This is a genomic window from Mannheimia sp. ZY171111, assembly GCF_017750945.1.
Classification (GTDB): Bacteria; Pseudomonadota; Gammaproteobacteria; order Enterobacterales; family Pasteurellaceae; genus Mannheimia; species Mannheimia pernigra.
On record NZ_CP046532.1, the window covers coordinates 1,000,735 to 1,017,096 of the forward strand.

Here is a 16,362-nt window from a genome sequence, read left to right on the forward strand (position 1 = left end):
AGAAAATTAGGATTGAATAAATCGTGTGCAAAATAGCACCCTTTTCAAAAGTTACAAAAATATTTCTCTTAAAAATGTGAGGTAGATCACATTAATTTTTCTGTGCCTAATTTTAAAATGTGATCTAGATCACATTTTTATTTTTTACAGTAAAGAGGCTAGCATAAGATAACATTAATCAACTCGAAAACTCGATCAAGCCTGTCACTTTTCCATCATCATCCACGGCGATGAGAGAGTGAATTCTTAGTGCTTTCATTAAATCTTCTGCTTTAGCTAAGAATACCGAATCGTTAATCGTTTTCGGATGGCGAGTCATAATCTCTTCTGCCGTTTTATTCAGGCTCTCTGCCCCAAATTTTGCTAGCGTTCGGCGAATATCGCCATCGGTAATAATCCCTTCTAGTTTCTCACCTTGCATAATTACCGCAACGCCCATTCTCCCTTCGTTCATCACAGAAAGGCATTCAGTAAAAGTACTTTTCAGATCAACTCTTGGTACTTTTCGTACCATCACATCTCGCACTCGATTGAGCAGCCTACGCCCTAAACTTCCGCCTGGGTGAAAGCGTGCAAAATCTTCTGGGCGAAAATCACGAGCTTTCATTAATGCGATTGCCAACACATCGCCCAATGCCATAGTCACTAAGGTTGAGCTTGTTGGTGCGAGATTATTCAAACAGGCTTCACGCTCCACGCCAATATTTAAAATCACATCTGCATTTCGCCCAAGCGTGGAATAAGGATCGCCTGTCAACGCAATAATTTTATTGCCAAAACTTTTCAAGCTTGGAATCAATTTATTTACATCATCGGTTTCGCCGCTGTTGGAAATCAAAATGACAACATCAACAGGCTTTAACATTCCTAAATCGCCGTGGAATGCCTCTGTCGGATGCAAAAAAAAGCTAGGTGTGCCTGTAGAAGCAAACGTCGCCACCATTTTTTTACCAACTAATCCCGATTTTCCAATTCCGCCTACAACCACTCGCCCCTCACAAGCCAGCATCATCTCCACGGCTTCGTTAAATTCTTCAGATAAGCGATGATTCAGCGTAATAATCTGCTGAGCATAAAGGCTCAACGCTTCTTTTGCACTGTCTAGATGATTCATTTTTGTGCCCTTATACAACTAACAACTCAATTCCTTTCGATTTAATTTGTTCTCTCATTTCTTGAGATAATCCTTCATCGGTAATAATAGTATGGATTTTCTCTAAACCACAAACGATATTGGGGCTTTTACGTCCAAATTTACTGGAGTCCGCAAGTAAGACAATTTTATTTGCAGCATCGCACATTAGAGAACTGACTTTATATACTTCATTGAAAGTCGTTAATCCAACATCTAAATCTAATCCATCAGTACCGATAAAGAGTATGTCAAAATTTGAACCAATAAAAGCTGATTCAGCAAAATAACCGTGAAATGATGCTGATTTTTCACGAAATGTGCCACCGGAAATAAGTAAGTTATACGATTTATTGAGTTTTAAAATTTCATTAAAAATCGTTAAACTATTTGTCATTAAAGAGAGATTATCAAATGGTTTTAGATAGGGGATCATTTGAAGCACTGTACTGCCCGCATCAAAAATAATAGAGTTTCCTTCATTAATTAATTCTGCGGCTTTTTGTCCAATACGTTGTTTTTGTTGAAGATTAATCCCTGTTTTTTGTGAAATTGGTTTATCTTCCTTATCTGTAGTTGCTATTTTTTCTTTTCTATCAAAGGTTTCATCCGAAATTAACACAACACTACCATAAGTTCGTAGCACTTTATTATCATCTTCTAAAGCAGTGAGATCTTTACGAATAGTTGCCCCTGTTAGCTTAAAATAAGCTGCAAGCACATCCACTTCCGTTCTACCGTGATTGGCTAAATACGCTAAAATTTGTTGTCGTCTTTCAAATGGTTTCATTTTTATCTCCAATTAGCAACGATTGGAGATTTCAATCTATGCTAATACTGTTTTAACTTTGTGATTACATCTAAAAGGGAAAACATTCTTTCATCAGCAATCGAAAATTTTTCGTTTTGATAATGTGGATTAACTAAAAAAGTGGTTAAATTTGCCGCTTTTGCTGCGATTAAGCCCGTTACACTATCTTCAATAACAATGCATTCTTGTTTCTCAATACCAAGTTTCTTTACTGCTCTCAGATAAACAGCCGGGTGTGGCTTGCCGTAATCTTCGTCCATTGCGGTACATTGAATAGGGAAGTAATCCCATAATTTTAAACGATCAAAAACCGCCTCGATAATAACCGGTGGCGATGATGTTGCCACAGCAAGTCTGATATTATTAGACTGTAAGAAATCCAATAATTCATATAATCCTGCTAACGCATAGCCCGATTTTTGTATCGCATTACAACCATAAGTAAGAATAGCCTCACTTAATTCGGCATTGGAAATCGTTAAATTGAATTTTTTTATCCAAGTTTCGCTAAGTTCATCTATGCGTTTACCCCTTGTGAATTTTTCACAATCTTCAACCGTAATGTTAATTCCTAACGCTTCTAATACTTCAATTTGGGCTTCCGCCCATTGGGGTTCTGAATCAATCATTACCCCATCCATATCAAAAATGACACTGCTTATCTTCATTCTTTCCTCTCTATATTATCTCATTTCAAATAAAAAATATTCAAAATGAAATAAAAATTATATTATTTTTGATCCTAAGCATTATATCCGGAAGAGATAGCTACTTTTAAGGCAAACTGTGAGCGTTTATCCGTTGGAAAGATTTTTTCTGGTACAATTTCATCAATGGATAAGCCAATCACATCATCTAATTTTTGTGGTCGAGCAAAAACAGAGAATCCTTTCATACAAAGGCTATCAACAATTTTTTTCTGCTCATCAAATGCCAACACAATAATGGATTTTGGATTAAAGCGACCACTGTTACGCCCAACAGTTACTTTTCCTTTCCGGCTAATTTCCATAAAGGCTTGATTAAATGCTTTGATTTGAAGCCCCCCGAATAAAATTTGTAAAAGCCACATTACTATAGCAAAAATAATGAAGACGGTTGTTGAATTCATTGCTCCTCCCAATAAAATACAAGCGGTCGATTTTGTTCATTTTTTTGCAACTTCCATAATGAACAGAACCAACCGCTTATGCTATTAGAACATCACCTGTCCGCCAGTAATATTGATAGACTGTCCTGTGCAATAAGATGCCTCTTCGCTGGCATAGAATTTCAATACATTTAATACATCTTGATAATCACAACCACGTTTTAAAGGCACTTTATCAATATAAACTTGCTCAACTTCATTTTCCAGAATGCCGAGTTTTGCCGCATATTGTGGAATTAACGATTGGAACATCGGTGATTTCAATAAATTACCTAACATTAATGAATGCACGGTAATGCCTTTATCGGCTAAGTCTAACGCTAAAGACTGAGTTAAACCTACACCGCCAAATTTTGCTGCACTATAACCTGAATTATATTTACTACCAACTTTACCCGATTTTGAGTTAATTTGAATAATCCGTCCTTTAACTCCATCACGAATCATTAAACGAGAGAAATGTTTTGCGGTTAAGAAATAACCTGTTAAATTCACTTTTACCGATAAATCAAAATCGTTTAAATTGAAATCCCAAATAGGTGATGCTTTTGCCGTTCCTGCACTATAAACTAATACATCAGCACGCCCAAATGCGGCATCGGTAGCATTAGCTAATGCTTCAACACTGGGCTCATCTCCAGCATCTACTTGCACGCCAATCGCATTACCTTCGCCTTGTTTTGCATTAATATCTTTAGCCACTTTTTGTGCATTTTCACCGTTTAAATCAGCAACAACTACACGATAGCCAGCATCAGCTAACCCTTCAGATAAAAAAGCTCCAAGTGTTTGACCACCACCTACAACGATAGCCACTTTTTTTTCATTTTTCATAATGTATTCCTCTAAATTTTCAATTTGAAATAAATTGTAATCCGTTATTAATCACGCTTGATAATCAAGGTTGAATTTTCCGATAAACCTTGCGGTGGTGTTCCGATAACGTGAACACTTCCCGGAAATTCAGCCTCTGTTGAACGATCAAAGCGGAAAGTGATGTGTCCGAGCGATGATAAGTTTTCTGATGCAACGCTACCGACTGCCGTAATTGGATAATCTACACCATCAAACTCTGCAATATCGCCTACTTGTAAAGGGCTACTTAATTCAGATGGATTATGAATGAAGCAATAATCTTCCAAGTCTGCAGGAGCACCCTGTTTAAAAGTAATTAACATATTGTCTTGCAAGGATTCTTGAGCAAAATTACCAATTTTAGTAAAGGTCGTTGTATAAATAATTGCCATATAGATGTTCTCTCTTTATTTACAAGCGGTGCATTTGGCAAAAAAATTTGTAAATTTAACCGCTTGTAATTCATTATTGATAGATAAATGCTGAAACTGCCCAAGCAACCAGCACTGTTGGTGCACCTGTTAAGAAACGACCAACCAATACGGAAGGAACACCCACTCTTACGGTATCTTGTTTTGCTTCTGCCATTGAAAGACCGACAGGAATAAAATCACAAGCAGCTTGAGCATTAATTGCGAATAAAGCAGGTAAGGCTAGATGTGGTGGAATATTGCCTAAACCAATTTGTGTACCTACTAACACCCCAATAACTTGTGCAATAACCGCTCCAGGACCTAAGAATGGCGAGAGGAGAGGGAATGAGCAGATCAAGGCTAAAATCACTAATCCGATTGGGCTATTAGCTAACGGTGTCAAGCCGTGTGCAATCACATCTCCTAAGCCTGAAGCAATGATGATCCCGATGAGGGCGGAAACAAATGCCATAAACGGTAAAATGGTTTTAAGCACGGTATCAATCGTATCTCGTCCTGCTTGGAAGAATAATGCTGCAACAGAACCCATCCCCATTCCAATTTTTGCTAATAAACCATCACTTTGCTCGGTAATTTTTTTACTTGAGTCATACTCTTTCACTTGGCTTGGAACGACTGTTTTGGGCTCAGTAACTACAGAAGAAGCCTCTTCTGCATCAACTAAGCGAATGTTATGCTCTTTTACCGCTGATACATAAATATCTTCTACGATAAATTCAGCTAATGGACCTGATTTACCTGTTGCGTGAATATTAATAGTTGGAATACGACGTTTCGGATAAAGCCCACAACGTAATACACCACCGCAATCAATAATCGCAATGCCAATTTCTTCCGCCGGTGGCTCACCTTCTTTGAAGCCGTCTATAGCTTCCCACCCCGTTAATTCCACTAATTTATTCACGATGGCAGGACGTGTTCCTCCTGTCATATAAAGCACTTTTTTGCCTTCTACTACAGGTAATGTTAATGGACCGCCCCAACCGCCATTGCCTTTTTCAATATAAATAGCTTTGTTACTCATAATACATTCCTCTACTTTTCATTCTGTTTAATTAGTGAGATAAATGAACTTCTTTATCTAATGTAATACCCATTCGCTTTTCAAAAAATGCGGTAGTGAAGTCCGTAATCCAACCACGGAAGAAGTTAGTAAACATACCTACTAACAAATAGCTGATAGCTAAAGGACCAAGTGGTAAGCCTAGTGTGGTTAATCCACTGGCGATACCTAAGTAAACGAATAATTCACCCGGATTGATATGAGGAAATAATCCATTCATTGAGTGGCAACTATAAGATGCAGCTGCATAGTAGCTTGGTTTGTAACGCTCAGGTAAGAAACGCCCTAAGCTCAATGTCATCGGATTACAAAAAACAAATGTTCCGATAACAGGTAAGATTAAATAGCGAGAAATCGGGTTTCCTGCACTGCGTTGAGCAAGTCTTTCAATACGATCTTGCCCAATGAATTTGATCAATGCATTCATTACTACCAGTAATGAAATTAAAAGAGGCAAAATACCGTTTATCATTCCAACTAAGGTTTCACCACCTTTTTGGAACAAACCGATAAACCATTCTGCTCCGTGTGTGATTGTTTCTATCATAAAGACCTCCGTATTTTTCAAAATAAAAATTACATTTTTTCATCTCTGTGTCGAGATGTGCAAATAGTAAAACAATTTCATTTTGAAAACTGTGATTAAGATCACAAAACCAGAAAAACATTTCAAATTAAATTAATTTGGTTTTATTTTGAATAAAATAGATAAATACTTTGATAAGAAAATGAGAGAGGGATTAATAAAAGAAAAAGCTCAAACCTTTGTTTGAGCTTATTTCTTACATCACTTTTGCAGAATAATGTAATTTTTCAACCGCTTGTATCAGTGTTTGGTTATCCACATCCTGTGTGGTAACAATCTTAACTTTACGATCTTTCATTGAGGCTTTGGTAGAAATAACCCCAGACACCGCTCGCAGCTCTTTATTTACGAGATAAACACATAATTGACAGTTCATTTCTTCAATATGCAAAACCACGTTTTTTTCAACTTGTTTTGTGATAGGTTCAGGCGTTCTTTCTTGTGCATAAATCGAAGAAATCCCACTCCAAACCAAGCTCATTATGATTAAAAAATATTTCATTTTATCTATTCTCCGCCCTACATTTCTAAAATATAAGGCAAAATATATGGGTAAGTTAAAAAGAAAATGACCACCACAAACACCAGCCAATATAAAATGACGAGTGTTTTGCGAGAAAAATATTTGGTGCAAATCATTTTATTGGAAAAATTGAGCAACCAAAAACCGTAGCCAAAAGCGGCAAGCGATAAAATTAACATCGGAATTTGTAAAAATGCAAACTGATTAAGCCCAATTAACCACGGAGACGAAACGCCAAACAACAAATAAACCAGTGGTGCAATGCAACATAATGTCGAACTTACCGCAGTAACTACCGCGGTGATACACATTGTGATAAATTTATTGTTATCACCATTACAGTTCTTTTGAGATAAATTCATAGCCAAATTCTTTCGCTTCAAAAGAGTTTAATGGATCTCCCCCCACTTCCGCATAGGGATAGCCAAAGTTATTAAGTGGAGTAAGTTCTGGTTGTGGGTATAAATCAAAATCACGTCCGTGATTGAAACCAACCCAGTTCATTTCCCAGTTACCAAATAGGTATTTAGACACCGTTTGCACATCTGGATCTGAAACCTCTTTTTTCTCTGCTAAACGCATTTTCGCAACATCTGCAGAATCCACGGGTACCCACCCAAAACCAGCTAGATAGAACTCCGCACGGCAATGCTGTCCAGTATTTTCATTCGCAATCCCCTCTTTTGAGCTACCAAATGCAGTTTTGGAGTATTGCCCCATTTTTACCGCCTGACCTAAACGGATACCAAACACTTCACGGGCGGGAATATCCGAAGCACGAGCTAAAGCCACAAAAACAGAGTTAATATCAGTACATTTACCTTTTAACACTTTAGTGGTGAGGATTTTCTCCACATCACCATCGCCACAACCTAAAACTGAGTTATCACGTTCCATATTCTCTACAATCCACTTGTGGATAAGTTCCGCTTTTTTCAGCGGATTTTGCTCGTTACCCACAATTTTATCGGCATATTCTTTTACAATGCCATCTGTTTTAATATGAGCCGTTGGTTTTAAGTACTCCAACACATCCACCGAATAGATAATTTTCTCTGGCATTTGATAATGTGCTAACGCACCTTGAGCCATTGGCTCACGATCTTGGGTTTCAATCACCATTTTCACCTTCAGATCACGTTTTGGAGCGTCTTGATCCCAAGTCGCAAACAAGGTTTTCGCCCCATAAGCGTTATTTTCTGTGATATACGCGTTTTTGTAACTTCCCTCAAACTCAATGGATTTAACGGTTTGATAATCGGTATCAGACGGTAACGGAATCCATAAATTCGTAGTGCCTGAAGAACCTTGCGGCACCACTAAATCATAAGATTGGGTAAATTCATAAGTATGAGTATTGGTGTGGAAATTATTGTGTTGAACAGGGGCCGAAAAAGCAGTTGCACAGCTTGATGCAACAAGAGAAGCAATAAGTTTATTCATTAGAAATGATCCTTATTAGAGTGAAGAAACAGTTAAAACTTAACATATTAAGTATTCTAACTACGGATGAGGTTGCATATTAGCCAATAAAAAAGGGGAAAGCAATGGGGGAAAATGAATATATTTCCCCCATTTTTCTGCAAGCGGTCAAAAATCATAAAAAATTTACAAATAGATTTTTTGCCCTAACTTTGCACTTTCAAATACACGCTCAATCACTTTCAACACAAAAATGACTTCCTCTAGTTTAATCACTGGCTCAGCATTGTAGGCGATCACTTGGTACAAATCATCAAACAAATTTTGGTAACTAGCTTGAGCATTGGGATAAGGCTGGCGAACGACATTACCTTCCAACTCAGTATGTAAAATACCCCAGTTTTCTTTTTCCTCCATATTCCACTCTTTGCCAAGAGGCTGCACGCCATTTTTCAACAACGTTTCTTGATTATCGGGGGTCTGTTTCAGATAAGAGCCTAATTTTCCGTGTAACACAAATGTTGGACTTGGCTCACGAGCATATCGGCTGGCTTTCAACACCACTTTAAAATCATTGGCATAATAGAGCTGAATATCAAAATTATCATCAACCAACACACCCTCGTGTTGATAACGCACATCAGCATACACCGCTTTGGGCTTGCCAAATAAATACAACACTTGGTCGATTAAATGCACGCCCAAATCATACACCAAACCTGTACCACGATCGCCCGCCTCTTTCCACGCTTTACTATTTTTCTCTTTAGCATAACGGTCAAAACGCACTTCACAATCTACCAACTCGCCCAGCAAATTTTGCTCAATGAGCGATTTCGCTGTGGCTATATAGCTATCCCAACGGCGGTTTTGATAAACATAAAGCACCTTGCCTTGTTGCTTTGCAAGCTCTGCCAACGCTTCTGCCTCTGCCACTGTGGCAACCAAAGGCTTTTCCACCAGAACGTGTTTGCCTGCAAGCAATGCCTCTTTTACCATTGCATAATGGGTTTGATTTGGAGTGGTAATCAGCACTAAATCCACTTCAGGCGTTAAAAGCAAGCTGAAATCTCGCACCGTTTCCGCGTTCGGCAACCACTCCGCCGCATAGTTAGAAGTGCGTTCATACACTTTTGTGATATTAAAACGAACATCTTGCTTCAAAAATGGAATATGAAAAACACGGCTGGAAAAACCAGCACCCGCAATGGAAATATTGATGGGTTTCATAGAAAATCCTCATAACATTTTGATGTTATCAGCTTAAATAAACAAGCGGTCAAATTTTAGGAAAATTTTGCAAAAAATAGATAAAATACGACCGCTTATTTAACTAATCATAAGTTTTGCAAACAATCTCTTTTTCTTCACAAAATATGCTACTGTGGTTTGCAAGGCATTGCTTTTGTACATTTAATTTGGCTCTGCCTCGGCTACTATGTTCACTACGGTATTCCTGAGTAAATGGCTTTAGAGTACAAATGTGAACCTCTTTGGAATCAATTTGATCTGAGACACCAATGATAATAGGCATAGGGATACCAGCTTGTCCTGTAGGAGTAACTGGCACGACACAGCCACTTAATAGTATGCTTAAACTTATTAACCAATAACGCATATTTTTCTCCTTTTAAAATGTATAATAAATCAGAGCGGAGCATCTTTATTGTTACTGTAAGCTCTTAATATCTTGCCCAATTTCTTGGTATTTTTATTAAAATGGCAAAATCCAAGTTTTAAGTGCAGCTTATCGGTTAGTTGTAGGGTAGCAAATTTAACCATTTGCTTTCTAATCTTTTCTCTCTGTGTAGAAGATAGACTCTTCATATATCTCCTTTAAGTAAGGAATGCCCAATAAAAAATTACACTTATTTTGTAAGAATTCTCGATCAGCTGAGTCCAAAATAATAACAACAATTCATAAAAAAGGATAGCTCGATGAAAAAATTAACCATTCAAGATGTGACACCTGAAACTATTTTCTACCAACGCCGCAAAATTATTACCGCGTTAGGGTTAGGTATTGCGGCTTCTGCATTGCCTAAAGTAAGTATGGCAGAAACACAAAGACACTTGCAATCACTGCAGTTTAAACCAGATCCAAATAAAGGGCTTGAACTCACTCCCGAAAACAAAGTAATAGGCTATAACAATTTCTATGAGTTTGGTGTGGATAAAAGTGCCCCAGCAAGAAATGCGGCAAACTTTAAAACCGATCCTTGGACATTGGAAATTAGCGGTGAAGTTGAAAATCCATTTAGCTTAAATCATCAACAATTGCTTAATACGTTTCCACTGGAAGAACGCATTTACCGTTTTCGTTGTGTTGAAGCGTGGTCAATGGTTGTGCCGTGGATAGGCTTTGAGTTAGCTCGCTTAATTGAGATGGCAAAACCAACCACTAAAGCCAAATATGTGGTCTTTCACACTTTATATGATCCTGCACAAATGCCAGGACAAAAAAATCGTTTGCTAGGCGGGGGGATTGATTATCCTTATGTAGAAGCGTTACGCTTAGATGAAGCCTTAAATTCACTCACATTACTGTCCGTCGGTTTATACGGTAAAACCCTACCACCGCAAAACGGCGCACCTATTCGCTTAGTCGTTCCTTGGAAATATGGTTTTAAAAGTATTAAGTCGATCGTCAAAATCACCTTTGCCGAAAAACGTCCACTCACTACTTGGGAAAGTCTTGCTCCAAATGAATATGGCTTTTATGCTAATGTGAATCCGAATGTTGATCATCCACGTTGGTCGCAAGCCTCTGAACGCGTAATTGGTGCCAGCGGGTTATTATCCGTCAAACGCCAGCCAACGCTAATGTTTAATGGCTACGAAAATGAAGTGGCAAATTTATACCGTGGCTTAGATTTAAAGGTGAACTACTAATGCTAACCTGGTTACGTATACTCATTCATCTTGGCTGTTTATTACCGCTAGTTTGGGTAGCACAGCTATTATATACGGGTAATGAAACAATATTAGGTGCCGATCCGATTAAAGAGCTGGAGCATTTTCTCGGTTATGGTGCAATCGTCATTTTTTGTATAATGTTTCTACTTGGTATTGCCCTACAATACCTAAAGAAAAACCAGTATCAAATTTTACGCCGACCACTGGGATTATGGGCGTTTGTATGGGCAACTCTACATATTTCAAGCTATCTATTGTTAGAATTAAGCCTTGATGTCAAATTATTTTTTAGCGAGCTTGCTGGTCGCCAATATTTGATTTTAGGCGCTACTGCTTTTTTCATTCTAAGCATAATGGCTGTCACTTCGCTGCCTATGCTAAAACGAAAATTAGGAAAACACTGGGGGACGATTCACCATTGGGCTTATCCTGCATTAGTATTGGCGATGGTGCATTATTATTGGTCGGTAAAAAGCGTAACATTCGATCCAATTATCATTGGGGTCTTAGTGCTATTTATTGTTACTCATAAAATACAGGCTAAATTTGCAAAAAAATAGCAAAATCACACCGCTTGCAGCAGTCAAACCACATACAAAAAATAATGGCATAAGTGACTCACTTATGCCATTTTTTATATGCTTTAACGTTTATTAAAAATCTTAAAAATATTGTTGGCTTCCTCTAAATAATGCAAGATTTTCCGCATTCATATTGCCGTTACCAACACCTGCTACGACAATACCTTGATAGCCTACATCTAACAAGGCTTTAGTAGGCCAATTTTCACAATCTGCTCACCTTTGATATTCGCCAATGTTTTCATTTCTGGCACTGCTTCAATTAAGGTTTCGATATTCAATTGCCCTGCTTGATAAGCACTACTATTTGCATTCTGCTGACTACCAGCAATCGTTCCGCCTGTCGCTAAAATAGTGATATTAGGTAATTCTGCCGCATTAGCTGTTACAAATAAGCTACCTAACATTGCTGCTAATGCTAATTTTTTGAATTTCATATAAGGCTCCTTAATTAAAAAACTAAAGACAGATAATACCGATAAATCAGTGTAAATTATTTGATCTGATACATAAAAGCGGGAATTAATTACTGGGTAGAAATAGGTTATATCGCTATTTTCATTTGGGTTATCTACTCATAGAATACCTTTAACTAAAACATAATAAGCAGAATTTACGCAAAATTCTCCGACAGACAAGTAAAAATTTACAATTTTTCGACAGAGATCGCAAAAATACAAGCAGTTTATTTCAATTATATTTCCATTCCCAAGGCTCAGACACAAAACCACTTACCACTGGATTTTGATGAATATAATTTAACTTTTCATCAAAGAATTTCTGCGAATAGATTTCAATAGGTTGGTTATGATGTTGCTAGAATTGATATTGTTTTACATTACAACGTCGTTCAGCCGCCCGAGAAAACATCCACAGCAACTATTCCCGACGGTTTTCTTGCAAATTATCTTTAATTCTCTGAATAAGTATTTTAGCGGTGAATGTTTTGAAATCTCGTATTAAATCAGAAGGATTTTGATTTTCTGCTTGAAATAATAAATGGATATGAGTTGGCATAATACAATAGGCATACAAAATCATTCCCTTATGTTTTCTGCAGTAATCTAAGGCATCAACAATTACCTGAAAATAAATTTCTCTCACAAACACACCAACCCAATAAACAGTTGCAAAACTGACAAAATAAGCACCGCTCTTTTCGTGGAATTTATATTTTCGGCTCATAGCCTTTCTCAACTTAAAAAGGAATAAGAAAAATACCCTATTCAAAATTAAATTCCACAAGCCAATATAATTTTTTCGATCTAGATCGCAAAAATCATTAAAACTTGCAAAGTGTTGATAAAATTTAACCGCTTGTGATAAGCCAAAGAAATACTGAAATGATAGCAATGGATGGATAAATAAAATGATGACGCAAGCGTCCACGCTTGTGCCAAAAACAAAAGCCCAAATAAACCAAATTTTACTTGGCTGATTTAGGCTTTTATCTTATGACTGAAATACTTTCAGAACAGGAATTAACTGGCACAAGCGTGGACGCTTGCACCATCTGGGTTAAATCCTTATATTATAAGGTTTTAAACTACTGTGCAGACTCAATTTTAGTCACTATGCCAAATAATTAGTTAAAGGAAATTTAAGCTAGCTTATCTAGGACAACCCCATTTAGAATTTATAACTTGTGCTAAACACTATAGTTCTCCCTCTTGCATAATTATTGAGCGTATAAATAGGTTCATCACTGATATCAGAATTGTAAACCCTCTGACTTGCTGCATCATTATTAGCATCAAGAGGATCAATGTACTTTTTGTCAAAGACATTTTGTAGTTCTAACTTTAATATAAGCGACTTGATTGGTTCGTAGCTCACGTAAAAATCAACAATAATAGGTTGTTTATTTACGGTTTCTTCGAGCCGATGAGTTTCTTTCACAATATGTGTTCCAGGATAATAAGTATAGTTAAACTCATCTATCGCAATACGTTTACTTTTTCCGTAATATTTTGCCACTCCGCCAATTTGTAGTCTTTGATCAAACCATCTTGTCCCTAACTCCAATGAGCCATAGTCTCTTGGTAACGCTGAAATTTTGCTGGCACCAAAACCTTGAGTTTTAAAACCATAATGAGAAGCGGCATCTACCCTTGAACTTGCATCTGTAAAGGATACGGGTTGATTCGTATTTTGACGAGCATAAGCTAAGTTGCCATAGAAAGAGCCTATATCATAACTAAATTCTAATTCTATCCCTTTGATATTTACTGGTTTTTCATAGTTTTTGTGGAAAATGAATAAACCAGGAGCACTACCAACAGCGGTATGTTGTACATTATAAATATAGTTTTTTAAGTGAGTGTTATAAAATAGCACTTTAAATCCTAATTTATCTTCTTCACTAAATACCCGTTCTTTGAATCCATTAATACCAAACTGTGTTGTTTTCGCTTGCTCTGGCTGTAGTGCGGTATTTACACCATAGTCACCTAAGTTAGAGAAGAATATTTCTTTAATATTAGGGGCTCGATGTGTTTGAGAATAACTAATAAAGGGCGTGAATAAATCGTGAATATAAGCAGACAAGGTTGCTGAATAATTAATTCGTTTATGTTTTCCTGTTGCTGTATGAGGAAAATTGACATCAGGACAGTTAAACTCTCCCCATTCAGGATCATTAGGAAAATCCTCATCTGGAATATATGTACAATGTTTTTTTCGCAAGTTGTCTAATTGAGATTGTAAGGACTTTAAATGTTCAAACTGCCTGTTTCTACTTGCCTGCCTAATATTTGATTCCAATTCTTCAATCGTAAAAGGGAAATATTTAAAACGCTGACCAATAAACCGGGCGGTATTAATATTTGCGTTTATATCCAATCCCCACATACCATAGTTAAAGTGATTGTCGAGATAAAAAGTATCGAACTTCTGTTCGCCATCAGGCTGGAAAGTTGAAGTATAAAGCGATTTACGAACGGCTGTCATTCCTACAGAATCGTTGTTTTCGCTGGTTTCGCCATTCTCTAAGTTATAGTTTAATTCCGCAGGATGTCTATTTTTACTATAGCGGTTCTTTAAACGATTAAAACCTAATATTGCTTCCCATTCTCCATCTTTAAACGGAGACACTTTAAAGGTGTTACTCAAATTTAAGGTTGTCGCTTTGTTGTTAATTGCCAAACCTTGAATTAAATATTTATTATTAATTCGGCTCCCTTTGTTGTAGTTTTGTTTGCCTTGATTTTCCGCATAGGCCACTTGAACATCTAACCAAGGTGACTCAGGCAAGTGAAAACGATAATTTAACTGGTTGTTTTGGTTTTTTAAATGTCTACCCGCTACCTGACTTTGGTAATCACGATAAGAAAGTGTGATGGTTTGGTATTTATCGCCATATTCCAATTTAGCCATACGACTCATTGGTTTTTGTTTTAAATGAGCTGCATTGAACGGTGAGGTGGTAGAACTTTCTTTATCTAGATCATCAATTTTACTAAGGTCAATCGAGCTATCCGTAACTTTTCGTCCGCCTCCTATTTTATAATTTTGAGAGATTTTGCGCCAACTATGCCCAAATAATGCTCCTATCCAAGTAGAGTCATTGAATTGGTATTTGCCAGCGAGCATTCCCATATAATTTGGGCCTATTGCATTATTACCAAAAGTCATTTTAGACATAGCACCCATGGAATTTCCTTGTGTAACTAGATCATTGACACCGACAGTTTTAAAGTTTGCTGCTCCAAGTAATGCATTGGCACCACTACTACCACTGAAGGTTCCTCTCTCCACATTAACAGACATTAAAAAAGCAGGATCAATAAAAGCTCCAAATTGAGATGTGCCTCCTGATCGCCCTCCATCATCTGTCGAACTACCATAGAAAGTTTGGCTAATTCCATCAATAATAGTATTAGCTCGCCCAAATCCAGAACCTCCTCGAATATTAACAGAAACCACACCTTGAGATTTATCCATTTGTGTAAATGCGCCAGGCATAGAACGAACAATAGTCTCTAAGCTTTGGTTTGATTCCAAGATTTTATCTCGGGTGCTTATTGCCCCTGTTTTAATGAAAACTTCATCTGTTTTTTTTATTGCTTGGGCTTTAACCTCAACCGTATCTAACATATAACCTTCCTCTGCGAATACCCTAGGTAAGGGGCAGATAAGTGTTGTACAAGTCAGGTGAAATACATATTTTTTGATCTTCATTTCTATTGTCTTTCCTATAAAAAATGTAATTAAATTTAAATCGCAACGCTAAAGACACTGAAGAAAAAAGTGTGCCTTTATTGCGCGAGTCTAGTATAGCACAAGACGAAAATAGTAATCATGTTCAATATTATAAAGGATACGTTAGACGATTAGCATAAATAGAAATATGCACTTAAATAGAGGATTATAAAAATAAGGGGCTATCCTAGAAACTCAATTTAACCAATTGTTTTAAAAAGAAAACTTGATATTTTAAGTCACTGTGATTAAAACGCCATCTGTATTCTTTCAAATAGAATTCATGTACTTTAGGAACGCCGTTAAATTTACGCAAATAGCATTTTGCCTGACTCTCCAAATTCTCAATTCCGTTAATGTGATTTTGCTTGCTAACTAAAAACCACTTTCTATTAAGGTAGAATTGACCGTTCAAATAAATCACGTTCATTTTCTGTATAAGACGTAATGGGGCATTTAAAAGGGTGAACAGGGTCCAATAAGATTTTTCAATAAGTTTCCCTATTTACGTAAGCATAAATTGTGGGGCAACCCACTTTTGTGGCAAGAGGCTACTGCGTAGACACCGTAGATGTCAATGCAGAAATGATAAGAAAGTACTTGAAATATCAGGAAAAGTACGAATTAGAGAATAAACAACTTCGTTTATCAGATATATAAAAATTCGGGTTCTATGAATTCGAATTTTA

General features: G+C 37.0%; 17 protein-coding genes and 3 pseudogenes. 3 read left to right on the plus strand and 17 right to left on the minus strand.

Features of this window, described 5'->3' with window-relative positions:
* Positions 1-178 precede the first annotated feature (178 nt).
* The 13 genes from GM698_RS04790 to GM698_RS04850 all read right to left on the minus strand — a co-directional run bounded on the left by GM698_RS04790 (position 179) and on the right by GM698_RS04850 (position 9,594).
* Positions 179-1,114, minus strand: coding sequence for a KpsF/GutQ family sugar-phosphate isomerase (locus GM698_RS04790; RefSeq protein WP_209289731.1), 936 nt, complete (start codon positions 1,112-1,114; stop codon positions 179-181).
* A gap of 10 nt (positions 1,115-1,124) precedes the next feature.
* Positions 1,125-1,922 carry a DNA-binding transcriptional repressor gene (locus GM698_RS04795; protein WP_025235009.1) on the minus strand — a complete coding sequence of 266 codons (798 nt, stop codon included), beginning with the start codon at positions 1,920-1,922 and terminating at the stop codon, positions 1,125-1,127.
* Between the two features lie 41 nt (positions 1,923-1,963).
* The gene (hxpB, locus tag GM698_RS04800; protein ID WP_176812100.1) at positions 1,964-2,611 is read right to left on the minus strand and encodes a hexitol phosphatase HxpB; all 648 of its coding nucleotides are present in this window, start codon (positions 2,609-2,611) and stop codon (positions 1,964-1,966) included.
* A 74-nt stretch (positions 2,612-2,685) separates the two neighbouring features.
* Positions 2,686-3,054 (minus strand): transcriptional regulator GutM, encoded by a 369-nt coding sequence (gene gutM, locus GM698_RS04805; protein ID WP_176812099.1) that lies wholly within the window; start codon positions 3,052-3,054, stop codon positions 2,686-2,688.
* An 84-nt stretch (positions 3,055-3,138) separates the two neighbouring features.
* Positions 3,139-3,927, minus strand: coding sequence for a sorbitol-6-phosphate dehydrogenase (gene srlD, locus GM698_RS04810; protein WP_176812098.1), 789 nt, complete (start codon positions 3,925-3,927; stop codon positions 3,139-3,141).
* Positions 3,928-3,974: 47 nt separating this feature from the next.
* The gene (srlB, locus tag GM698_RS04815; RefSeq protein WP_176812097.1) at positions 3,975-4,340 is read right to left on the minus strand and encodes a PTS glucitol/sorbitol transporter subunit IIA; all 366 of its coding nucleotides are present in this window, start codon (positions 4,338-4,340) and stop codon (positions 3,975-3,977) included.
* Positions 4,341-4,413: 73 nt separating this feature from the next.
* Positions 4,414-5,406 carry a PTS glucitol/sorbitol transporter subunit IIB gene (locus GM698_RS04820; RefSeq protein WP_209289732.1) on the minus strand — a complete coding sequence of 331 codons (993 nt, stop codon included), beginning with the start codon at positions 5,404-5,406 and terminating at the stop codon, positions 4,414-4,416.
* 31 nt (positions 5,407-5,437) lie between these two features.
* The gene (locus GM698_RS04825) at positions 5,438-5,992 is read right to left on the minus strand and encodes a PTS glucitol/sorbitol transporter subunit IIC (RefSeq protein WP_025235004.1); all 555 of its coding nucleotides are present in this window, start codon (positions 5,990-5,992) and stop codon (positions 5,438-5,440) included.
* Positions 5,993-6,227: 235 nt separating this feature from the next.
* Positions 6,228-6,533 carry a heavy-metal-associated domain-containing protein gene (locus tag GM698_RS04830; RefSeq protein WP_159628860.1) on the minus strand — a complete coding sequence of 102 codons (306 nt, stop codon included), beginning with the start codon at positions 6,531-6,533 and terminating at the stop codon, positions 6,228-6,230.
* A 17-nt stretch (positions 6,534-6,550) separates the two neighbouring features.
* A complete protein-coding gene (locus GM698_RS04835; protein WP_159628859.1) occupies positions 6,551-6,916 on the minus strand; it encodes a mercuric transporter MerT family protein in 366 nt (121 codons plus the stop codon).
* Entirely contained in the window at positions 6,891-7,997 is a 1,107-nt protein-coding gene (locus tag GM698_RS04840; RefSeq protein ID WP_176807850.1) for a transglutaminase-like domain-containing protein, read from the minus strand. Before GM698_RS04840 ends, GM698_RS04835 begins: the two co-directional genes overlap by 26 nt.
* Before the next feature lie 165 nt (positions 7,998-8,162).
* A complete protein-coding gene (locus tag GM698_RS04845; RefSeq protein ID WP_209289733.1) occupies positions 8,163-9,206 on the minus strand; it encodes a Gfo/Idh/MocA family oxidoreductase in 1,044 nt (347 codons plus the stop codon).
* A 103-nt stretch (positions 9,207-9,309) separates the two neighbouring features.
* Entirely contained in the window at positions 9,310-9,594 is a 285-nt protein-coding gene (locus GM698_RS04850) for a hypothetical protein (protein WP_176807848.1), read from the minus strand.
* Positions 9,595-9,914: 320 nt separating this feature from the next.
* Here GM698_RS04850 and msrP point away from each other — a divergent pair, with 320 nt between their 5' ends.
* Positions 9,915-10,868 carry a protein-methionine-sulfoxide reductase catalytic subunit MsrP gene (gene msrP / locus GM698_RS04855; protein WP_176807847.1) on the plus strand — a complete coding sequence of 318 codons (954 nt, stop codon included), beginning with the start codon at positions 9,915-9,917 and terminating at the stop codon, positions 10,866-10,868.
* Complete coding sequence (msrQ, locus tag GM698_RS04860) at positions 10,868-11,452, plus strand: protein-methionine-sulfoxide reductase heme-binding subunit MsrQ (RefSeq protein WP_176807846.1); 585 nt, start codon at positions 10,868-10,870, stop codon at positions 11,450-11,452. The genes msrP and msrQ overlap by 1 nt, the downstream gene beginning before the upstream one ends.
* A 218-nt stretch (positions 11,453-11,670) precedes the next feature.
* Here msrQ and GM698_RS04865 read toward each other — a convergent pair.
* The 4 genes and pseudogenes from GM698_RS04865 to GM698_RS04880 all read right to left on the minus strand — a co-directional run.
* Positions 11,671-11,910 (minus strand): annotated as a pseudogene (locus tag GM698_RS04865) (asparaginase domain-containing protein); the annotation flags it as partial.
* 442 nt (positions 11,911-12,352) lie between these two features.
* A complete protein-coding gene (locus tag GM698_RS10585) occupies positions 12,353-12,862 on the minus strand; it encodes a transposase (RefSeq protein WP_245189290.1) in 510 nt (169 codons plus the stop codon).
* 240 nt (positions 12,863-13,102) lie between these two features.
* Entirely contained in the window at positions 13,103-15,568 is a 2,466-nt protein-coding gene (locus tag GM698_RS04875; protein ID WP_176807844.1) for a TonB-dependent receptor plug domain-containing protein, read from the minus strand.
* Positions 15,569-15,860: 292 nt separating this feature from the next.
* Positions 15,861-16,043, minus strand: a pseudogene (locus GM698_RS04880) (IS1595 family transposase); the annotation flags it as partial.
* A 108-nt stretch (positions 16,044-16,151) separates the two neighbouring features.
* Here GM698_RS04880 and GM698_RS04885 point away from each other — a divergent pair.
* Positions 16,152-16,333, plus strand: a pseudogene (locus GM698_RS04885) (transposase); the annotation flags it as partial.
* Between the last annotated feature and the right edge of the window lie 29 nt (positions 16,334-16,362).